The sequence below is a fragment of the Bacillus sp. LUNF1 genome, assembly GCF_011008975.1.
In the GTDB taxonomy this organism is placed as follows: Bacteria; Bacillota; Bacilli; order Bacillales; family Bacillaceae; genus Bacillus; species Bacillus velezensis.
The window spans coordinates 315,031-334,725 of record NZ_CP048876.1; the positions used below are offsets into that span (position 1 = coordinate 315,031).

14 protein-coding genes are annotated in these 19,695 nt (G+C 48.2%); 9 read left to right on the top strand and 5 right to left on the bottom strand.

From position 1 onward, the window contains the following. Positions 1-69 precede the first annotated feature (69 nt). The 8 genes from G4O42_RS01720 (at position 70) to G4O42_RS01755 (ending at position 9,390) form a co-directional block, all read left to right on the top strand. Positions 70-630, top strand: a complete 561-nt coding sequence (locus G4O42_RS01720; RefSeq protein ID WP_032872779.1) for a shikimate kinase — start codon at positions 70-72, stop codon at positions 628-630. 140 nt (positions 631-770) lie between these two features. Further along, entirely contained in the window at positions 771-1,727 is a 957-nt protein-coding gene (cah, locus tag G4O42_RS01725) for a cephalosporin C deacetylase (protein WP_032872781.1), read from the top strand. Positions 1,728-1,792: 65 nt separating this feature from the next. Next, complete coding sequence (locus G4O42_RS01730) at positions 1,793-2,563, top strand: nucleotidyltransferase domain-containing protein (RefSeq protein ID WP_032872784.1); 771 nt, start codon at positions 1,793-1,795, stop codon at positions 2,561-2,563. A 202-nt stretch (positions 2,564-2,765) separates the two neighbouring features. Continuing rightward, on the top strand, positions 2,766-3,677 hold the full coding sequence (locus tag G4O42_RS01735; RefSeq protein WP_087920787.1) for a proline dehydrogenase family protein: 912 nt from the start codon (positions 2,766-2,768) through the stop codon (positions 3,675-3,677). 17 nt (positions 3,678-3,694) lie between these two features. Continuing rightward, entirely contained in the window at positions 3,695-5,242 is a 1,548-nt protein-coding gene (gene pruA / locus G4O42_RS01740) for an L-glutamate gamma-semialdehyde dehydrogenase (RefSeq protein WP_011996302.1), read from the top strand. A gap of 91 nt (positions 5,243-5,333) precedes the next feature. Further along, positions 5,334-6,788 carry a sodium/proline symporter PutP gene (putP, locus tag G4O42_RS01745; RefSeq protein WP_007609276.1) on the top strand — a complete coding sequence of 485 codons (1,455 nt, stop codon included), beginning with the start codon at positions 5,334-5,336 and terminating at the stop codon, positions 6,786-6,788. 157 nt (positions 6,789-6,945) lie between these two features. Further along, complete coding sequence (gene putR / locus G4O42_RS01750) at positions 6,946-8,181, top strand: proline utilization transcriptional regulator PutR (RefSeq protein WP_003156600.1); 1,236 nt, start codon at positions 6,946-6,948, stop codon at positions 8,179-8,181. Positions 8,182-8,379: 198 nt separating this feature from the next. Then, positions 8,380-9,390, top strand: a complete 1,011-nt coding sequence (locus G4O42_RS01755; protein ID WP_032872786.1) for an NAD(P)/FAD-dependent oxidoreductase — start codon at positions 8,380-8,382, stop codon at positions 9,388-9,390. A 53-nt stretch (positions 9,391-9,443) separates the two neighbouring features. Here the strand turns inward: G4O42_RS01755 and cobA are convergent, their stop codons facing one another. The 5 genes from cobA to nirB all read right to left on the bottom strand — a co-directional run bounded on the left by cobA (position 9,444) and on the right by nirB (position 18,280). After that, complete coding sequence (gene cobA / locus G4O42_RS01760; protein ID WP_032872788.1) at positions 9,444-10,883, bottom strand: uroporphyrinogen-III C-methyltransferase; 1,440 nt, start codon at positions 10,881-10,883, stop codon at positions 9,444-9,446. 66 nt (positions 10,884-10,949) lie between these two features. After that, the gene (gene nirD / locus G4O42_RS01765; RefSeq protein ID WP_032872790.1) at positions 10,950-11,270 is read right to left on the bottom strand and encodes a nitrite reductase small subunit NirD; all 321 of its coding nucleotides are present in this window, start codon (positions 11,268-11,270) and stop codon (positions 10,950-10,952) included. Positions 11,271-11,290: 20 nt separating this feature from the next. Then, positions 11,291-13,708: an NADPH-nitrite reductase gene (gene nasD / locus G4O42_RS01770; RefSeq protein WP_032872792.1), complete on the bottom strand. Its 2,418-nt coding sequence runs from the start codon at positions 13,706-13,708 to the stop codon at positions 11,291-11,293. A 119-nt stretch (positions 13,709-13,827) separates the two neighbouring features. Further along, on the bottom strand, positions 13,828-15,960 hold the full coding sequence (nasC, locus tag G4O42_RS01775) for an assimilatory nitrate reductase catalytic subunit NasC (protein WP_032872794.1): 2,133 nt from the start codon (positions 15,958-15,960) through the stop codon (positions 13,828-13,830). Next, on the bottom strand, positions 15,953-18,280 hold the full coding sequence (gene nirB / locus G4O42_RS01780; RefSeq protein WP_032872796.1) for a nitrite reductase large subunit NirB: 2,328 nt from the start codon (positions 18,278-18,280) through the stop codon (positions 15,953-15,955). The genes nasC and nirB overlap by 8 nt, the downstream gene beginning before the upstream one ends. A gap of 180 nt (positions 18,281-18,460) precedes the next feature. Between nirB and G4O42_RS01785 the strand changes: the two genes are divergently transcribed. Further along, positions 18,461-19,666 (top strand): MFS transporter, encoded by a 1,206-nt coding sequence (locus G4O42_RS01785; RefSeq protein WP_032872798.1) that lies wholly within the window; start codon positions 18,461-18,463, stop codon positions 19,664-19,666. Positions 19,667-19,695 lie beyond the last annotated feature (29 nt).

Consider the following 19,695-nt stretch of genomic DNA (forward strand, 5'->3'; position numbering starts at 1 on the left):
TATGTTTCAATATTGAGTTATCATATAATAAACATAACTTTTTCATTTCTTAGGAGGATTTCGCCGAAGATGAACGCAAAACGTGCCATTCCCGTAAGAGAAAGAAATATCGTACTGATCGGATTCATGGGTGTCGGAAAGACAACAATCGGCCAGCTGGTCGCTAAGAAATTATACAGAGACTTCATTGATATTGATCTGCAGATTGAGAAAGATTTCAAGATGTCCATCCCTGAAATGTTTGAGAAAAAAGGTGAAGCCTTTTTCCGTCAGACCGAAAAGGATTATATATTAGATATCTGCCGCAATACGAAATTCAAGATCGTGTCACTTGGGGGCGGTTCGTTTAAACAAGAGGAAATCAGACAGTGCTGCCTTGAAAACTGTCTCGTGCTCCATCTTGATTTATCATGGGAGAATTGGAAGCAGCGGGCTGATCTGCTGATTGAAAGCCGTCCCGTTCTGCATAACCGTTCCATGGATGAAATGCAGCAGCTCTTTAACGAGCGCCAAAGCATCTATGATAAACATAATTCAAAAGTGGCGACGGATAATCTGGAACCAGAAGAAATAGCCGATTATATCGTAGAAACGTTAAAAATCGGCTGGGACCTGTATCAGCCGATGTAAAAAGAGCCGTGACGCTGTGAGCGCACGGCTTTTTTGTTTTTAAACAAACGTTTATTAAAATGTTTAGAAAATGAGTGTAAAATCGTGTTAAGATAGAGTCAGAAAATTAAATCTTATAAAACAAAGGAGAATAATCGGATATGCAATTATACGACTTGCCGCTCGACCAACTGCAAACCTATAAACCAAATAAAACCGCTCCTCATGACTTTTCGGATTTTTGGGCATCATCATTACATGAGCTTGCAAAGGAAGAGGCAAAGCCTGAATTGACGGCTGAAAGCTACCCGGCTGACGGCGTGAAAGTATTCCGGCTGACATACCGAAGCTTCGGCAAGGCGGAAATTAAGGGATGGTACGCCGTTCCCGACCGGCAAGGACCGCATCCGGCCATCGTGAAATATCACGGCTATAACGCGAGCTATGACGGGGATATACATGACATCGTAAATTGGGCGCTACACGGATATGCCGCATTCGGCATGCTTGTCCGCGGTCAGCACAGCAGCACAGATACAAGCGTCTCACCGCATGGACACGTTCCCGGCTGGATGACGAAAGGGATTTTAGATAAAGATACATATTATTACCGCGGCGTGTACTTAGACGCCGTCCGGGCTTTGGAAGTCATCAGCGGCTTTGAGGAAGTGGATGAAACGAGGATCGCCGTCATCGGCGGGAGCCAGGGAGGCGGACTTTCAATCGCCGCGGCGGCACTATCTGACATTCCGAGAGCGGTTGCGGCCGATTATCCTTATTTAAGCAATTTTGAGCGGGCCATTGATGTCGCTCTTGATGAGCCGTATCTTGAGATTAACTCCTTTTTCAGAAAGAACGGCAGCCCTGAAACGGAGAAGGCCGCGATGAATACACTGGCCTATTTTGATATCATGAATCTGGCGGACCGCGTAAAAGTTCCGGTGCTCATGTCCATCGGGCTGATTGACCGCGTGACTCCGCCGTCGACGGTGTTTGCCGCTTACAATCATCTGGAAACGGAAAAAGAATTGAAGGTTTACCGGTATTTCGGACATGAATACATACCTTCTTTCCATACGGAAAAGCTGGCCTTTCTGAAAGCGCATCTGAAAGGCTGACGACAGCGAAAAGCCCAAGTACTTGGGCTTTTTTCAGGAATGATCACGGAAAAGGACGGATACTGATGGAACAAAGGATCATCGAAGAATTAAAACGAATTGAAGCACAGCACGGCGTCAAGGTGCTTTATGCCGTAGAATCAGGGAGCCGCGCATGGGGGTTTCCGTCAAGCGACAGCGACTACGATGTACGGTTTCTCTATGTGCCGAAAAAAGAATGGTACTTTTCGATCGAACCGCATAGGGATGTCATAGAAGAGCCGATTCATGACATGCTTGACATCAGCGGCTGGGAACTGAGAAAAGCGCTGCGGCTTTTTAAAAAATCAAATCCGCCTCTTTTGGAATGGCTCTCTTCTGAGATGATCTATTATGAAGCTTTCTCAGCGGCTGAAAAGCTTCGAAAACTGAAAAACCGCGCCTTTTCGCCTGAAGCCGGCATCTATCATTATCTCAATATGGCAAAACGGAATGAAAAAACGGAATTGCGGGGCAGTGAAGTGAAGATTAAAAAGTATTTTTATGTTCTGCGTCCTCTCCTTGCCTGCAGATGGATTGAAACGTTCGGCTCCGTACCGCCGATGTCATTTCCCGTACTGGCCGATGCCTTATTGACGGATGAAGCGCTCATTTCTGAAATCAATACACTGCTTACAAGGAAAAAAAGCGGTCAGGAGCTGGCCCCGGAACCGAGAAATACGATCATTCATGCATTTATAGAAGAAGAAATAGAACGCATCAGGCACTATGTCAAAATGATCAAAACGCCGAAACCTGACATAACGGAGGAACTGAATCAGCTATTGATTCAGACCGTCGAAGAGGCGTGGGGGTAAAAAGGCGGAAATTGACGATTGCCGTCATTTCCGTCCGCCTTTTTTCGGCATAATCCGCCTGCTATCTAAGAAGCTGATTGTGGTAAAACCACAAAAATTTATCAGAATCTTTGTATTTTTAGAATATTGTGAGAGGATGTTTTGTCCATTTACAATAGACTCATACAAATACTTCTTAGATTGCGGGGTGTTAAGGTTGGAAGTGATTACAAGAGATTTTTTCTTATTTTTATCCAAGAGCAGCTTTCTCAATAAGATGGCGCGAAGCTGGGGAAGCCGTGTGGCAGCCGGCAAAATCATCGGAGGAATGGATTTCCGCAGTTCTATCCCGACAATCCGACATTTGAACAGCCAAGGGCTGTCAGTTACTGTCGATCATTTGGGGGAATTTGTCAACAGCGGTGATGTCGCGAAAGAACGCACCGAGGAGTGCATGCAGACCATCGCCTTAATCGCTGATGAACAGCTGAATTCCCAAGTGTCATTAAAAATGACGTCTTTAGGTCTTGATATAGATCTCGATCTTGTCTATGAAAATATGACGAAAATCCTCCAGACGGCTGAAAAACATAAAGTCATGGTGACGATTGACATGGAAGATGAAACGAGATGCCAGAAAACGCTGGATATCTTTAAAGACTTCCGGAGCCGGTATGAATATGTAAGCACCGTGGTGCAGGCTTATCTGTACAGAACGGAGAAGGATCTTGATGACCTCAGCCCGCTGAATCCGTTTCTGCGGCTTGTCAAAGGGGCCTATAAAGAATCGGAAAAGGTGGCCTATCCTGAAAAAAGCGACGTCGATGAAAATTATAAAAGACTCATCCGCAAACAGCTTTTAAAAGGACATTATACGGCAGTTGCCACGCATGATGACAAAATGATCGAGTTTACAAAACAGCTTGCCAAAGAGCACGGCATTCCAAACGACCGTTTTGAGTTTCAGATGCTGTACGGCATGCGCTCGCAAACCCAGCTCAGCCTGGTGGAAGAAGGATACCGCATGAGAGTCTACCTGCCTTACGGGGATGACTGGTACGGCTATTTCATGAGACGGCTTGCCGAACGCCCCTCAAACATCGCATTCGCCTTTAAAGGGATGACTAAGAAGTAAAAAAGGGAGAGATGACAATGACTACACCTTATAAACACGAACCATTCACGAATTTCCAAGATCAATCGAACGTTGAAGAATTTAAGAAAGCGCTTGCGACGGTAAATGAGTATCTGGGAAAAGATTATCCGCTCGTCATCAATGGTGAAAAGGTAGAGACGGAAGCGAAAATCGTTTCAATCAATCCGGCTGATAAAGAAGAAGTCGTCGGAAAAGTGTCAAAGGCGTCCCAGGAGCACGCTGAGCAAGCGATTGAAGCAGCTGCGAAAGCGTTCGAAGAGTGGAGATACACATCCCCTGAAGAAAGAGCGGCCGTTTTGTTCCGCGCAGCTGCCAAAGTCCGCCGCAGAAAGCACGAATTCTCCGCCCTGCTCGTCAAGGAAGCAGGAAAACCTTGGAACGAAGCTGATGCAGATACGGCTGAAGCGATTGACTTCATGGAGTATTATGCACGCCAAATGATCGAACTGGCAAAAGGCAAACCGGTCAACAGCCGCGAAGGCGAGAAGAACCAATATGTGTACACGCCGACTGGAGTGACAGTTGTTATTCCGCCGTGGAACTTCTTGTTTGCGATCATGGCAGGAACAACAGTGGCGCCGATCGTTACTGGAAACACAGTGGTTCTAAAACCTGCGAGTGCTACACCTGTTATTGCAGCAAAATTTGTTGAGGTGCTTGAAGAGTCCGGATTGCCAAAAGGCGTAGTCAACTTTGTGCCGGGAAGCGGAGCAGAAGTAGGCGATTATCTTGTTGACCATCCGAAAACAAGCCTTATCACATTTACAGGATCACGTGAAGTCGGTACGAGAATTTTTGAACGCGCGGCAAAAGTGCAGCCGGGCCAGCAGCATCTGAAACGCGTCATTGCTGAAATGGGCGGTAAAGATACGGTTGTTGTTGACGAGGATGCGGACATTGAATTAGCGGCTCAATCGATCTTCACATCTGCATTCGGCTTTGCCGGACAAAAATGTTCTGCAGGTTCACGTGCAGTTGTCCATGAAAAAGTGTATGATCAAGTATTAGAGCGTGTCATTGAAATTACGGAATCAAAAGTAACTGCTAAACCTGACAGTGCAGATGTTTATATGGGGCCTGTCATCGACCAAGGTTCTTACGACAAGATCATGAGCTACATTGAAATCGGAAAAGAAGAAGGCCGTTTAGTAAGCGGCGGCACCGGAGATGATTCAAAAGGCTACTTTATCAAGCCGACGATCTTCGCTGACCTTGATCCGAAAGCAAGACTCATGCAGGAAGAAATTTTCGGGCCTGTCGTGGCGTTTTCTAAAGTGTCAAACTTTGATGAAGCTTTAGAAGTGGCCAACAATACTGAATATGGTTTGACAGGCGCGGTCATTACAAATAACCGCAAACATATTGAACGGGCGAAACAGGAATTCCATGTCGGCAACCTGTACTTCAACCGCAATTGTACGGGAGCGATTGTCGGCTACCATCCGTTCGGAGGCTTCAAAATGTCCGGCACTGATTCAAAAGCGGGCGGCCCGGATTATTTGGCCCTCCACATGCAGGCGAAAACAATCAGTGAAATGTTTTAAGAGGGACTGAATGGGCATCCTCCTCGCGGGGGGTGTCCATTTCACCATAAACATATAAAGCGGAGGAGGAAATGCCATAGCAAACATTCAGTTGATTATTTCCATTTGTATCTATATGGCGGGTATGCTGTTTATCGGTTATTTCGCCTACAGACGGACGTCAAATCTGACGGATTACATGCTCGGGGGGCGTTCTTTAGGCCCTGCCGTCACAGCGCTCAGCGCGGGAGCGGCGGATATGAGCGGATGGCTCTTGATGGGGCTTCCGGGTGCTATGTTCTCGACAGGATTAAGCGGCGCTTGGATTGTGCTCGGGCTTGTGCTCGGGGCGTGGGCGAACTGGCTTTTCGTGGCACCGAGGCTGAGAACGTATACCGAAAAAGCGGGGAATTCCATCACCATTCCGGGTTTCCTTGAAAACCGTTTCGGTGATCATACGAAGCTTCTCAGACTGTTTTCGGGTCTTGTCATTCTCGTCTTTTTCACATTTTACGTATCATCCGGCATGGTCTCAGGAGGCGTCTTATTCAACAGCATTTTAGGGTTGAATTACCACACGGGACTGTGGGTCGTGACAGGCGTCGTTGTCGCCTACACCTTGTTCGGAGGCTTTTTGGCGGTAAGCTGGACGGACTTTGTTCAAGGGATCATTATGTTTGTGGCGCTTATTCTCGTACCGATTGTGACGATTTTCCATACGGGCGGCCCGGGGGAAACCGTTGCCGATATCCGTTCCGTCAACCCGGAACTGTTTAATATGTTCAAAGGGACGACCGTCCTTGGCATTATTTCTTTATTTGCGTGGGGGCTCGGCTATTTCGGGCAGCCGCATATTATTGTGCGCTTTATGGCGATCACATCTGTGAAAGAAATCAAACGCGCCAGACGGATCGGAATGGGATGGATGATTTTGTCTGCACTAGGCGCGCTGTTTACGGGTCTTGCGGGAATCGCGTATTACCACCAGCACGGACTGAAGCTGGCTGATCCGGAAACCATTTTTATTCAGCTCGGCAACATTCTGTTCCACCCGATTATTACGGGATTTCTCATTTCTGCGATTTTAGCGGCCATTATGAGTACGATTTCGTCTCAGCTGCTCGTTACGTCCAGTTCTTTAGTAGAGGATTTGTATAAGTCCATGTTCAGGCGTTCGGCTTCTGATAAGGAACTCGTATTTCTGGGGAGAATGGCAGTGCTTGCGGTGTCAATCATCGCTTTGGTGCTCGCTTGGGAGAAAAACAACACGATACTTGGTCTTGTCAGCTATGCATGGGCGGGATTCGGCGCGTCATTCGGGCCGGTCGTACTGCTCAGTTTATTTTGGAAACGGATGACGAAATGGGGGGCACTCGCCGGCATGATTGCGGGAGCGATTACCGTAATCATTTGGGCGAATGCCGGTCTTTCAGACTTTTTGTACGAAATCATTCCGGGCTTTGCTGTAAGCCTTGCCGCTGTATTTGTCGTCAGCTTATTGACACAGGCTCCGTCAAAAGATGTCACAGATCAGTTTCATGATTACCGTGATACACTTTCTCAATAAAAGCAAGGAACGAGAGGAAGAAGGGACCGCCCTTTTTCCTCTTTTCACGATACAGGCTTTCGGATCATGCCGTTTTGGGAATAGGTGAATTTTTTTCTATACAAAAAGTCACCCCGCAGAGTATGATAAAGATAAAAAGAGCATAGGAGAAATAGGTATGGAAGAGCTTTTAGAGAGAGTTTTTTCATTTACGGACATTGATAAATTAATTGATTTCATCAGTTATGAATTGCAGAAGCCCGTTATTCTGGAAAGCGCGGATTTCTTTTTGCTTGCCTATAATTCTTATTACATTAATCACTTCGACTCCGCCAACCAGCAGACGATATTTTCAAAAAAATGCCCCGTGCAGATTTTTGAAAGGTTTCTGAAGGACGGGGTGATCGAAAAGCTGAAAACCGTTCCTGAACCGTTCCGTGTCGAAAAAATAGACAGTATCGGACTGAATCAGAGAGTGGTTGTAAGCGCAAAACATAAAGGGGAAGTGATGGGCTACATCTGGATTCAGGAGCTCGACCGAAACTTGACGGACGAGGAGCTCGATTTTTTATATGAAACTTCATTTCATGTCGGAAAAATCATCTATAAAACGAACCGGCTGAAACAAGAAAAAGAAGAAAGAGCGGAAGACCTGGTGAAACGGGCGATCTTTCAGCAATTCTCCTCTGAAAAGGAGTTCAGGCGGGAAGCGGAAAAGATGAACGCCGTGCTGCCGTCGGTTTTTTCAGTAGTCGTCCTGCACGCCGCAAATGGGGATGGGGAGGCAGTCGAAGATGTGAAGGAAAACATCAAATCGTACTTGAATTTGCGGGATAAAGTCAGTCACGTCTTAACCATTGATTCCAATATTGTCATCGTCGTCGCAAGCTTCTCGCAAAAAAGCTCCGGCACTTCGGCAGCATCTGAATTCATCCACAAACTGCTGACTCATTTTCACTTTCAGAAGATCCCCACTCCCATCTATATCGGAATCGGCAATGAATACAGCAGCATCCTGAAGCTCGGCAAAAGTTATATAGAAGCCCTTGAAGTCATAAAGGCCGCCGAAATTACCGGAAACCAGGAAAATATCCCGTACGAATACAGTAAGCTCGGGATTTACCGCTATCTTGAAAGCATCGAAGAAAAAAACGCCTCACTGGAATATGTAAACGATGATTTAGCGTTATTAAAAGCCAAAGACAGAGAAAGCAGTACAGAACTGCTGAAAACGTTAGAAATCTATCTCCTCAATAACTGCAAAACAAAACCAGCCGCAGAACAGCTTTTTATTCATCAAAACACATTGAACTACCGTATCAAACAGATTCTTGACATGACATCAATTAATTTAAACGACTTCAGGACAAGGTGCCAGCTGTACCTCGATATCATGCTGATGAAAAAGAGATAAAAAAGAAACCAGTCGCCGTACTGGTTTCAGTTTTAATACCTTCCCGCTTATCAATCTCAGAACCTCACTTCTGAATCACTCCTTTTCCGCAAGATGAGAAATGAATAAACACTGCTCCTCAATATGTGTTATACTTTCATTGATATTGATTCTCAATTAAAAATATTTGAAGTATAGATATAAACGGGAGGCAGAACGATGGCGGAAAATCATGAGGTGTATGACGTCACGATTATAGGCGGAGGCCCGATCGGCCTGTTTGCGGCTTTTTATTGCGGGATGCGCGAGCTGAAAACGAAAGTGATCGAGTTTTTGCCGCGGCTCGGAGGGAAAGTGTCTATGTTTTTCCCTGAAAAAATCATCCGTGATATCGGCGGAATACCCGGGATTGCCGGAGAACAGCTGATTAAGCAGCTGAAGGAACAGGCTGCGACATTTAAGCCGGATATCGTGTTGAATCAGCGGGTGACTGGATTTGAACGGGTGGAAGACGGAACCATTGTGCTGGAAAGTTCCAAAGGGGAAAAGCACTATACGCGCACGGTGATTTTGGCCGTCGGCATGGGAACGCTTGAGGTCAATGAACTTGACAGCGCGGATGCGAGCCGTTATTCGGGAAAGAACCTTCATTATAAGGTAGAGAAGCTTGATGCGTTTCGAGATAAGCATGTCGTGATTTCCGGAGGGGGAGATACCGCGGTTGACTGGGCGAATGAGCTGGAACCGATTGCGGCGTCTGTTACCGTCTTGCACCGCAGGGAGGAGTTTGGCGGTTTGGAAAGCAGCGTCGCGAAAATGAAGCGGTCTTCCGTGCGGGTGCTTGCGCCGTATCGACTGAAGCATCTCAACGGCACCGGAGAACGGATCGAGAGCGTCACCATTTGCCAAACTGAGTCCGGACTTTCTGAAGTCATCAAGCTTGATGAGCTCATTATCAACCACGGGTTTAAAATTGATCTCGGTCCGATGAAGGACTGGGGGTTTGAGATAGAAGAAGGCAGGATTAAAGCTGACAGACATATGCGGACGAATCTTCCGGGCGTGTTTGTCGCCGGTGACGCCGCCCATTATGAAAGCAAGCTCAGATTGATTGCCGGCGGTTTCACGGAGGGGCCGACCGCCGTGAACAGCGCCAAAGCCTATTTGGACCCGCAGGCGGATCAGATGGCGATGTATTCGACTCACCATAAAAAATTGGTGACACAATAAAAAAGGGCTGACCCCCGATGTTGAGCCTGAGGGTCAGAAAAGCATTCCGGGTATCAGCTGTGAACGAGCATGTCTTTCATTTCATTTCGTATAAACGCAAATAACTGTTCCTGATTTTTCACGGCGGTAAACCCGCAGCCGGCGGGGACGTCTTCGCCCATGCAGATGACGGGAGGGCGGTTTGCTGACGGATCCGGTGATATGCCGATTTGTTTTCCGGCGCTGATCAAATGCTGAGCGGATTCTTTGCCCGTACAGATAATCATTTGCAGAGGAGACTCACTGATCGTGCGTTCGATCATGGAAGTGAACCGCTCATCCGCGATATGCTCATGGGTGATATAAAACGGGCATGATTTTGAGTCTGACAAGTTTTCTGCTGCTTGACGGCTTCCTACAATGAGTGAATGCGGAGAATCAATTTGACATTCGGATAGGAGAAAGCCCCGTTTTGTCAGTTCCGTCTTTGCGGCCTCAGTCGCTGCATTCAGGCTTGCGGTCACCCGGCGGATATCGATCTGCTTGAAAGCCAGTGTGTCAAAGAATTCGCATACCGCAAGGCGTGATGTGAAAAATAGTTGTTCAAAGGTGCTGATCTGTTTCAGGATGTTTTCGTTTGCGGGCATTTTTTTAACGATCCGCTTCGGCCATTCAATAACATCGGCGCCATACTCGCGCAGCTTGTCTGTCAATGTATGTTCTTCATCGCCATGAGTGACAACCATGATATGCCGCCCGATGAACGGTTTGCTTTCAAACCAGCTGTGTGTTTGAAAATTGACAATATCACCGATGACGATAATGGCAGGGTTGGTGATGTTTTGGCTTTGAACTTTTTCATGGATGTCCTGAAGCGTTCCTTTAACGCTTCGCTGCCGCCCCCACGTCCCCCATTGAATGACGAGTACGGGAACGGAAGGGGATTTTCCGTACTCCATAAGCTGCCGGCATATAAACGACAGATTTTTAACGCCCATGTAAAACACAAGCGTTTGAACGCTTCGGGCAAGCCCTTCCCAGTCGAGATTCGGCCTGCCTTGCAATGATGTATCATGAGCGGTGATCATCGCGAAGGACGAAGCGAAATCACGATGGGTGACGGGGACTCCCGCATACAGCGGCGCTGCGATTCCCGAGGTGATGCCGGGCACCATTTCGTAGCGGATGCCGTGCTGATGAAGCGCCTCCGCTTCTTCGCCGACTCTGCCGAACACACTTGGGTCTCCGCCTTTCAAGCGGACGACGGTGCAGCCCTCCGCCGCTTTTTCAATCAGCAGGGCATTTATCTCAGACTGTTTCATAAAATGACGGTCGGGCAGCTTTCCGCAATAAATGAACCGGCAGTCCGGTGAGGCATATTCAAGGAACTTTGGGTTTGCGAGCCGGTCATACAAAATGATATCCGCTTTCTCCAGAGCCTGTTTTCCTTTTACGGTGATCAGCCCCGGGTCTCCTGGTCCGGCACCGACAAAATATACGATTCCGTTTTTCATGATGGCGTCATCCCTTCAGCAATTTAAAAAATGAAGGACCACTTGAAAAAGTGATCCGGTCTTTGCTCAATACAGGAGGTATACATTCTCTCCTTCAATCAGTGTTTCGTATGTTTTGACACAGCCATGATCCGGCTCTTGGACTTTTCCGTCTTCTAAGGAGATTTTCCAGTCATGCATCGGACAGAAGACGTATTCTCCGCTGACGATGCCTTCAGCCAGGACGCCCCCTTTATGGGGACAGCGATTTTCGACGGCGCGGACGCTCCCGTCAGAAAGCTTAAATACGGCAAGCTCTTTATCTTCTATATATACGGTTTTTCCTAACTCCTCGGGTAATTCGCTTACTTTGCCTATGCAAACCTTTGTCATATCTTTATTAACCATGTCCGTTCCCCCTTACTGTTTTATGAAGTCGTGACGACATTTTCGAATAGATCTTTAGATGCTTTTTTATCTTTAAGGAAGTATTGCCACGGATCTTTGTGGACAGAGAGTGTCTCATTCATTCTGTCGTTGAGCTCCTGCCGTTTTTCCGGATCGTTTAATACGGATTGGACATGAGATAGACCGACGCGCTCAAGCCATGCGGATGTCCGCTCCAGATAGTTTGCCGTTTCTCTGTAGTACTGAAGGTAAGCCCCCGCATATTCTAAGACTTCTTCATTCGTTTTTACTTTCATCAGCAAATCACCGGCGCGCAAATGGGTTCCGCCGTTTCCGCCGACATAAAGCTCCCAGCCTCCGTCGATGCCGACAACGCCAAGGTCCTTAATGCCTGATTCCGCACAGTTCCGAGGGCAGGCGGACACGGCCATTTTGACCTTGTGAGGCGTATTGAGCCCTTCGAATTTTTTCTCAAGCGCAATGCCCAGTGCCATGGAATCTTGCGTGCCGAAGCGGCAGAATTGTTCGCCTACGCACGTTTTTACCGTGCGGAGTGTTTTTCCGTACGCGTAGCCTGACGGCATATCAAGCTCGGCCCATACTTTCGGCAGGTCTTCTTTTTTGACGCCGATGAGATCAATCCGCTGGCCGCCTGTCATTTTAACGAGCGGGATCTCATATTTGTCGACGACATCGGCGATCTTACGGAGATCCTGAGAGTTGGTCACGCCGCCGTACATCCGGGGCACGACTGAGTATGTTCCGTCTTTTTGAATATTGGCGTGCATCCGTTCGTTCACAAAACGGGATGTTCTGTCATCCTCGTATGTAGCCGGATTAATCATGCCTAAGTAGTAGTTGAGGGCAGGACGGCATTTGGAGCAGCCCTCCGGCGTTTTCCAGCCGAGCACGTTCATGATTTCTCTTGTATGGGACAGCCCTTTGGCTTTGATTTCTTCTACGACTTCATCTCTCGACAGTGATGTACAGCCGCAAATCGCTTCTTTTTGCGCGGACGCGTCAAATTCTGAGCCCAGTGTATATTGAAGAATGTCTTCCACGAGCGGTTTACAGCCTCCGCAGGAACGGGATGCCCCGGTGCATGCTTTGATTTCGTCCGTTGATGTGCAGCCTTTTTCCTGAATGGCTTGAATAATCGCACCTTTTGAAACGCCGTTGCATCCGCAGATGATTTCATCGTCGCTCATCGCCGCGGTCATGCTTGCGCCTGCTTCCTGGTCAAGAGGCTGTAAGATTGATATTTTGGAGGTTTCGGAGATATCGGCTTCTTTTTGAATCATAGAAAACAGGCGGCCGCCCTCGCTGCTGTCGCCGAACAAAACAGCGCCGACAATTTGATTGCCCCTCAGGACGATTTTTTTATAAATGCCGTCCTGTTCATCGAACACTTTAATCGCTTTTTTGTCCTCTGATTCGTCAAAGTCACCGGCAGAGAAGACTTCGACGCCTGATACCTTTAATTGAGTGGAGAGAACGGAGCCTTCATACGGTTTTGTGTCAATGCCGCAAATATGTTTGGCCAGCACTTTCGCCTGTTCATAGAGCGGCGCCACAAGACCGTATGCGATTCCGCGGTGCTCGGCACATTCACCGACCGCGTAAATGTGCGGAATGTCAGTCTGCATATAATCATTGACAATGATTCCGCGGTTTACCGGAATGCCGCTTTCTGTGCCAAGCTGTGTATTCGGGCGGATGCCGACCGCCATGACGACCAGGTCAGCTTCGATGCTTGTGCCGTCTTTGAAGCGTACGCCTTCGACACGGTCAGTACCGAGAATTTCATCGGTTTGCTTTTCAAGGAAAAAGGTCATGCCTTGTTTTTCTAATTCGTTTTGCAGCAGGCGTCCCGCCGCTGCGTCAAGCTGGCGCTCCATCAGGAATGGGGCGAGGTGGATGACAGACACGTCCATTCCGAGATTCAGCAGTCCGCGTGCGGCTTCCAATCCCAGCAGTCCTCCGCCGATGACGGCTGCTTTTTTATATTGTTTTGACGCCGCGAGCATCGTATCTGTATCTTTTATGTCCCGGAATGCCGTGACGCCTTGTTTGTCTGCGCCCGGAATCGGAAGGATAAAAGGGACAGAGCCTGTCGCCAGGATGAGTTCATCGTAAGGCTGGATTCTGTCTGCATCTGTGATGACGGTTTTATTTTCCGTGTCGACTTTGATGACTGTTTCACCGGTATACAGCTGAATGTTGTTTTCTTTGTACCAGTTCCAATCGTTTAACGTAATGTCTTGAATGTCGGTATCGCCTTGCAGCACTTTTGACAGAAGGATTCGGTTATAGTTGGGATGAGGTTCGGCCCCGAATATTGTAATCTCGAATTCGTCTTTTGAAACACGCAGTATTTCTTCAATCGCTCTTACCCCGGCCATTCCATTTCCAACAAGGACTAGCTGTTTTTTTCCCATCAGATGATCCGCTCCTTATCTATGTTTTCTTTAGCGTAGCACAGCAAAAACAAATATTTAAGGTGCATGTTATGAAATGTAACAAAAAATACTAAAAAATCTAAAAATTTTATGAAAAATTATATAGGGCTGATTCGTACCGCGCACATCTTAAAACCGGGCATTTTACAGTCCGGATCCAAGGCTTCACCAATTAAATCGTTGACGTTTTGCGTGTCAGACCAATGGATGGGGACAAACAACGTGTCTTTTCGTACGTTTTCCGACCATCTGCTCCGGACCGTGATGCTGCCCCGGGGGGATTCTATCTTCACGAGAACACGGTCTTCGATATGATAGTCGGCCGCCGTTTTTGGGTGGATTTCCACAAAGGATTCGAAATGTCTTGCAGCCAAGGCAGAGCTTTTTCTCGTTTGGACACCCGTTAAGTAGTGAGACATGACTCTGCCTGTCGTTAAATAAAGCGGATAATCGGCTGACGGTTTCTCTTTTGGAACAGGTGGTTCGTTTGGAATCACACTTAATGCCGCTTTTTGATCCGGATGAGCAAATGATTCTGTAAACAAGCGCCCAGTTCCGGGATGATCAGATTCCGGACACGGCCAATGAATGCCGCCTTCCCGCCTGAGCCTGTCATAGGTGATGCCAGCGTAATCAGCAATTCCGCCGCGGCTCGCTTCTCTCAGTTCGTTAAAGATTTCCTCCGCTGACGTATAGGGAAAATAATGCCCTTTACCAAGAGCCGAGGCAATGTCACAGATAATCTGCCAATCATGTTTCGCTTCTCCGGGGCAGGTGCGGCTCGCTTCTCTTAATGTCACGCGGCCTTCTACATTTGTCATCGTGCCTTCGTCTTCCAAATAAGAGGAGGCGGGTAAAATCACATCTGCGAATGCCGCGGTCTCAGAAATAAATAAATCAACTGCGACAAAGAATCTCAGTTTCTTGATTGCTTGCTTGACGAAATTCGCATTTGGGCCGGAAACAGCCGGATTGGAACACATGAGAAACAGTCCTTTGATGTCGCCGCTAGCTATTTTTTCTATCATTTCATAGGCTGAGACGCCTTTTCGCGGCAGCTCATCCTGATGAATCCCCCACACCTTCGCAATATACGCCCGGTGTTCTTCAATTTCGATAGAACGGTAGCCCGGAAGCTGATCCGCTTTTTGGCCGTGTTCTCGCGCGCCTTGTCCGTTGCCTTGACCGGTAATCGCCCCGTAACCTGAGAAGGGCTTGCCGATTTTTCCCGTGATCAGCACCATATTTAAGAAAGCTTTCACCGCCGCGGTACCGTCAGTCTGCTGTTCGATCCCCCGCGCTGTAAACAGCATGCCGGATGTTTCCTTGGCAAACTTCACGGCGGCCTTTCGCATATGCTCCAAAGGAACACTTGTCTGCTCGGAAATCTCTTTCAGATCTAAAGCGTCGGTATGCCGTTTGAGCTTATCGAATCCGTTTGTTCGTGTGCGGATAAAGTCTTTGTCTGTAAGCTGTTCGTCAATGCAGATTTTGACGAGTCCGTTTGCCAGGGCGGCGTCTGTGCCGGGCTTGATTTTCAGGTGAAGATCGGCTATTTTGGTCGTCGCCGTTTCCCGGGGATCAATGGCGATAATGTAAGCCCCGTTTTCTTTCGCTTTATCAAAATACGGCATGATCGTCGGCTGGCATTCCGCGATATTGGTGCCTGCCAGGATGATGACGCGTGTATGCGGAATGTCCGATAATGGATTCGTCAGGCCCCTGTCCGCGCCGAATGTCTGGCCGGCCGCCGTTGCTGCGGCAGACATACAGAGCCGCCCGTTGTAATCGATGTATTTCGTCTGTAAGCCGACCCGTGCGAACTTTCCTAGCAGATAGGCTTCTTCATTTGTAATGGAGGCGCTCCCGTAGACGGCCATCGCATCATTGCCGTGTTCGGTTTGGATCAGATTGATTTGTTCCTTAATGCGATTCAGTGCTTCAGCCCAAGAGACAGGCACAAATTCACCGTTTTTTTTAAACAGGGGGCGTGTAATGCGGGAAGAGTGCACGGCATGCTGATGGGCATTCATGCCTTTTGTACATAAACGGCCATGTGTCGTCGGATTATCAATGCCGATTGCAGTGTATTTCTTCCGTGCCGCGAAGGTTTGTTCCGTAAGCTGCATTTTGCATTGCATGCTGCAGAACGGGCATTGCGTCTCATATGTTTTTTCCGATTGAATATCTTGCAGTTTGTCACGGAAATAACGGAGCATCGGTTCAGTCAAAAAGCTTCATCCTTTCGTATGGCGTTTTCCCGGCAGACAGGTTTTGCAGCAGGGATATGTCTGAACGAAGATTTTTCAGAAGCTGTGTCCGCATATCTTCTTCAAACAGCATTTCTCTGATATGGACGAGGCCGAGTCTGTCAACCCATTGGTAAATCGCTTCGTTGTAGTGAGCCGTTTCGCGATAATACTGAATAAGGCCTTTCATCATAGCGGCGGTACTGTCTTCGTTATTCGTCACACAAAAAAGGCTGCCGGCGCGGGCTTGTTTTCCGCGGACGCCCCCGATATAAACTTCCCAGCAAGTTTGTGTCTGAAGCACGCCGATATCCTGAATGTAAGCATCGGTGCAATTGTTTTCACATGACAAGCTGACGGATACATAAGCGGGTACGGCAAGCATGTCGGTATCTCGTTCAATCCTGCTTGCCAGCTCTTGAAAGGAGCGATGCTGTCCGCACGTACATGCTCTGATTTGAATCGTCCAGCGGTGCCGGGGGGAGAAAACCGGCATGTTCAGTGCTTTTCTGATGCTTGCAAGGTCATTTGGCCTGATTCCGGAAAGCCTCAGCCGGTGACTGTCAGTCATCGAAACGCCGGGGATGCCGTATTCTTCGATGACGTCTGCGATGTTTTTGAGCTCTGCCGCACTTGTCAGTCCGCCGTACATTTGCGGAATCAGGGTGCATGTCTCTTCTGCCGATATTTCATTGAACTGCATAAAATCAGGCCGCGTCCTTTCCAGGTAATAGTGAAGCGCCGGAATACAAATGCGGCAGCCGTTTTCTGTTTTCCAGCCGATCTCTTTCATTACCTCGGCGGCATCAGTGAACGGACGGCGCCAAAGTTCCGCGATGACTTCTTCTTCCGTCAAATCGGTGCAGCCGCAAAACGAAGGCTGGCGGGAGGGTTTTGTGTAATCATCGCTCGCCATATACTTCAGCAAGTCTTCAACGAGAGGCCTGCATCCTCCGCAAGACCCGGACGCTTTTGTCATGTGCTTTACTTCCTCCGCGGTTTTTAAGCCATATTTGTTTACCGCTTCTTCAATGGACCCCTTGGTCACTGAGCTGCATTGGCAAATGGTTTCATGGGGAGGCATGGATTCAAAGGATATACCGCCTTGATCCGGTTCCATGAGCTGTTTTTTCACGATGGAAATATCTCTTTGCTTCACAAGACTGTCGAGAAGCCGCTGTTTACCGCGCGTGTCCCCGAATAAAATAAAGCCGGCCGGTTTATCGTCCTCAAAGAGCGCTTTTTTGTAGATGCCTGCATGCTCATCATGGAACAATATGCCGGCTGTGTGCTCATCCTCGTGCACCTTTCCTGCCGACCATACATCAATACCGGCTATTTTTAAGGCTGCAGATTGTGTAAAGCCTTGAAACCCTTCGCACGGGACGCCGCATAGATGCTGCGCGAGCACTTTTCCCTGTTCATAAAGCGGCGCCGCCAATCCGTATACAATCCCGTCATGCTCCGCGCATTCACCGACGGCATACACATTCGGTTTGTTCGTCTGCATGAATTGATTGACGATGATTCCTCGGTTCACTGAAAGTCCGGCAGATGCAGCCAATCGGATATTGGGCCTCACACCGGCGGCCATGACAATCAGGTCTGCTTCTATGGAAGAACCGTCTTTGAAACGGATGCCTTCCGCCCGTGAGTTTCCTGTAATGGATGCCGTGTCTTTCTCTAAAAGAAAGACTAAGCCTTTTCGCTCCAGCTCTTTCTGCAGCAGGCGTGATGCCGTTTGATCAAGCTGTTTTTGCATAATGGCCGAAGAGTGGTGAATGACGCTGACGTCCATGCCGAGCTGCCGTAAGCCGACGGCCGCTTCAAGACCTAATAAACCGGCGCCGATGACCGCCGCCTTTTGATACCGGCCGGCCGCATTGATAAGGGATTGGCAGTCTTCTATTGTCCGAAAGCCGCAGACCCCTTCTTTCTCTGCTCCGGGTATGGGGAGAATATAAGGAGAGGAGCCAGTTGCAAGGATGATTTGATCGTAAGTCATGCTGCGCTTTCGATCCGTTGTGACAACCTGCCGTTCTGTATCAATGTCTACAACCGTTTCTCCCGTGTAAAGCGTAATTCCGTTTTTTTTGTACCATTCGCGGCTATTCAGCGTAATGGCATCAAGCGAAACCTCACCTTGTAAAACGGAGGATAAGAGAATGCGATTGTAATTGGGATGAGGTTCGCTTCCGAAAATGACAATCTCAAACATGTCACGGTTCATCTTTAAAATGTGTTCAATACAGCGGATTCCGGCCATTCCGTTCCCTGCTGCAATTAATCGTTGTTTCTTCATTCGCCAAACCTCCTTTGCAGCTGCCTGTAAGATTGCTTCTCTATGAGAAATTATGGCACATTGCCTGATTAACGCATTAAATGTGTCGCATTATCTTACACATGTCTTTTCCGGTGAATGCCGGTCATATATTCTTGATTCAGCAATTTGAAATGATAGAAGACCGGAAAGGAGAATGTTATGAAGCTGTCGGAATTAAAAACAAGCGGTCATCCGCTCACTCTGCTCTGTTCCTTCCTATATTTTGATGTGAGTTTTATGATTTGGGTAATGCTGGGGGCGCTCGGCGTTTATATTTCTCAGGATTTCGGGTTGTCTTCTTTTGAAAAAGGGTTTGTCGTGGCTCTGCCGATCTTATCAGGATCTGTGTTTCGGATCATTTTAGGTGTGTTAACGGACAGGATCGGGCCGAAGAAAACAGCCGTGATCGGGATGCTGATCACGATGATCCCGCTGCTTTGGGGGGCATTCGGCGGCCGTTCTTTGACTGAGCTGTATGCGATCGGCATTCTGCTGGGCGTAGCGGGCGCAAGTTTTGCTGTTGCGCTTCCGATGGCGAGCCGGTGGTATCCGCCTCACTTGCAGGGGCTTGCGATGGGGATAGCAGGTGCCGGCAACAGCGGCACTTTGTTTGCGACATTGTTCGGTCCCCGCCTTGCGGAACAGTTTGGGTGGCACAGTGTAATGGGAATTGCGCTTCTTCCGTTGATGATCGTTTTTATTCTGTTTATCGTCATGGCGAAGGACTCTCCTGCACAGCCCGCACCGCAGCCGCTTAAAAACTACCTTCACGTTTTCAGGCAGAAGGAGACATGGTGTTTCTGTCTTTTGTACGGCGTCACTTTCGGAGGTTTTGTGGGATTATCAAGTTTTTTGGCGATTTTTTTCGTTGATCAATATCAATTGTCAAAAATCCATGCCGGTGATTTCGTTACAATATGTGTCGCGGCGGGCAGTTTTTTTCGCCCAGCAGGAGGCTGGATTTCAGACCGTGCGGGAGGTGCGAAAGTTCTCGCTGTACTGTTTGTCATCGCGGCTCTGTGTATGGCGGGAGTCAGCAGCCTGCCTCCGCTTTCAACGGTTGTCGTTCTGCTGTTTATCGGAATGATGGCGCTCGGTATGGGCAACGGAGCGGTATTTCAGCTTGTCCCTCAGCACTTTGCAAAAGAAATCGGAATGGTGACGGGGATCGTCGGAGCGGCCGGCGGCATAGGGGGGTTTTTCCTTCCGAATATTTTAGGATCATTGAAGCAGATGACGGGAACTTATGCGATCGGTTTTATCTCTTTTTCATGTATCGCATTGCTCGCATTTGTGCTTGTTCTGGCCGCAGGCTATTTTTGGAGAAAAAGCTATGGCACTGAAAACAGTCCTGCGGATGTTTAAGTTTGGGCGGAAGACACGTATGACAGCGT

Excerpts from the sequence above, each read along its gene's own strand:
- nirB (WP_032872796.1), bottom strand. The coding sequence starts at position 18,280 with ATGAAGAAACAACGATTAATTGCAGCAGGGAACGGAATGGCCGGAATC.
- pruA (WP_011996302.1), top strand. The coding sequence starts at position 3,695 with ATGACTACACCTTATAAACACGAACCATTCACGAATTTCCAAGATCAA.
- G4O42_RS01755 (WP_032872786.1), top strand. The coding sequence starts at position 8,380 with ATGGCGGAAAATCATGAGGTGTATGACGTCACGATTATAGGCGGAGGC.
- putR (WP_003156600.1), top strand. The coding sequence starts at position 6,946 with ATGGAAGAGCTTTTAGAGAGAGTTTTTTCATTTACGGACATTGATAAA.
- cah (WP_032872781.1), top strand. The coding sequence starts at position 771 with ATGCAATTATACGACTTGCCGCTCGACCAACTGCAAACCTATAAACCA.
- nirD (WP_032872790.1), bottom strand. The coding sequence starts at position 11,270 with ATGGTTAATAAAGATATGACAAAGGTTTGCATAGGCAAAGTAAGCGAA.
- G4O42_RS01720 (WP_032872779.1), top strand. The coding sequence starts at position 70 with ATGAACGCAAAACGTGCCATTCCCGTAAGAGAAAGAAATATCGTACTG.
- G4O42_RS01785 (WP_032872798.1), top strand. The coding sequence starts at position 18,461 with ATGAAGCTGTCGGAATTAAAAACAAGCGGTCATCCGCTCACTCTGCTC.
- nasD (WP_032872792.1), bottom strand. The coding sequence starts at position 13,708 with ATGGGAAAAAAACAGCTAGTCCTTGTTGGAAATGGAATGGCCGGGGTA.
- G4O42_RS01730 (WP_032872784.1), top strand. The coding sequence starts at position 1,793 with ATGGAACAAAGGATCATCGAAGAATTAAAACGAATTGAAGCACAGCAC.
- cobA (WP_032872788.1), bottom strand. The coding sequence starts at position 10,883 with ATGAAAAACGGAATCGTATATTTTGTCGGTGCCGGACCAGGAGACCCG.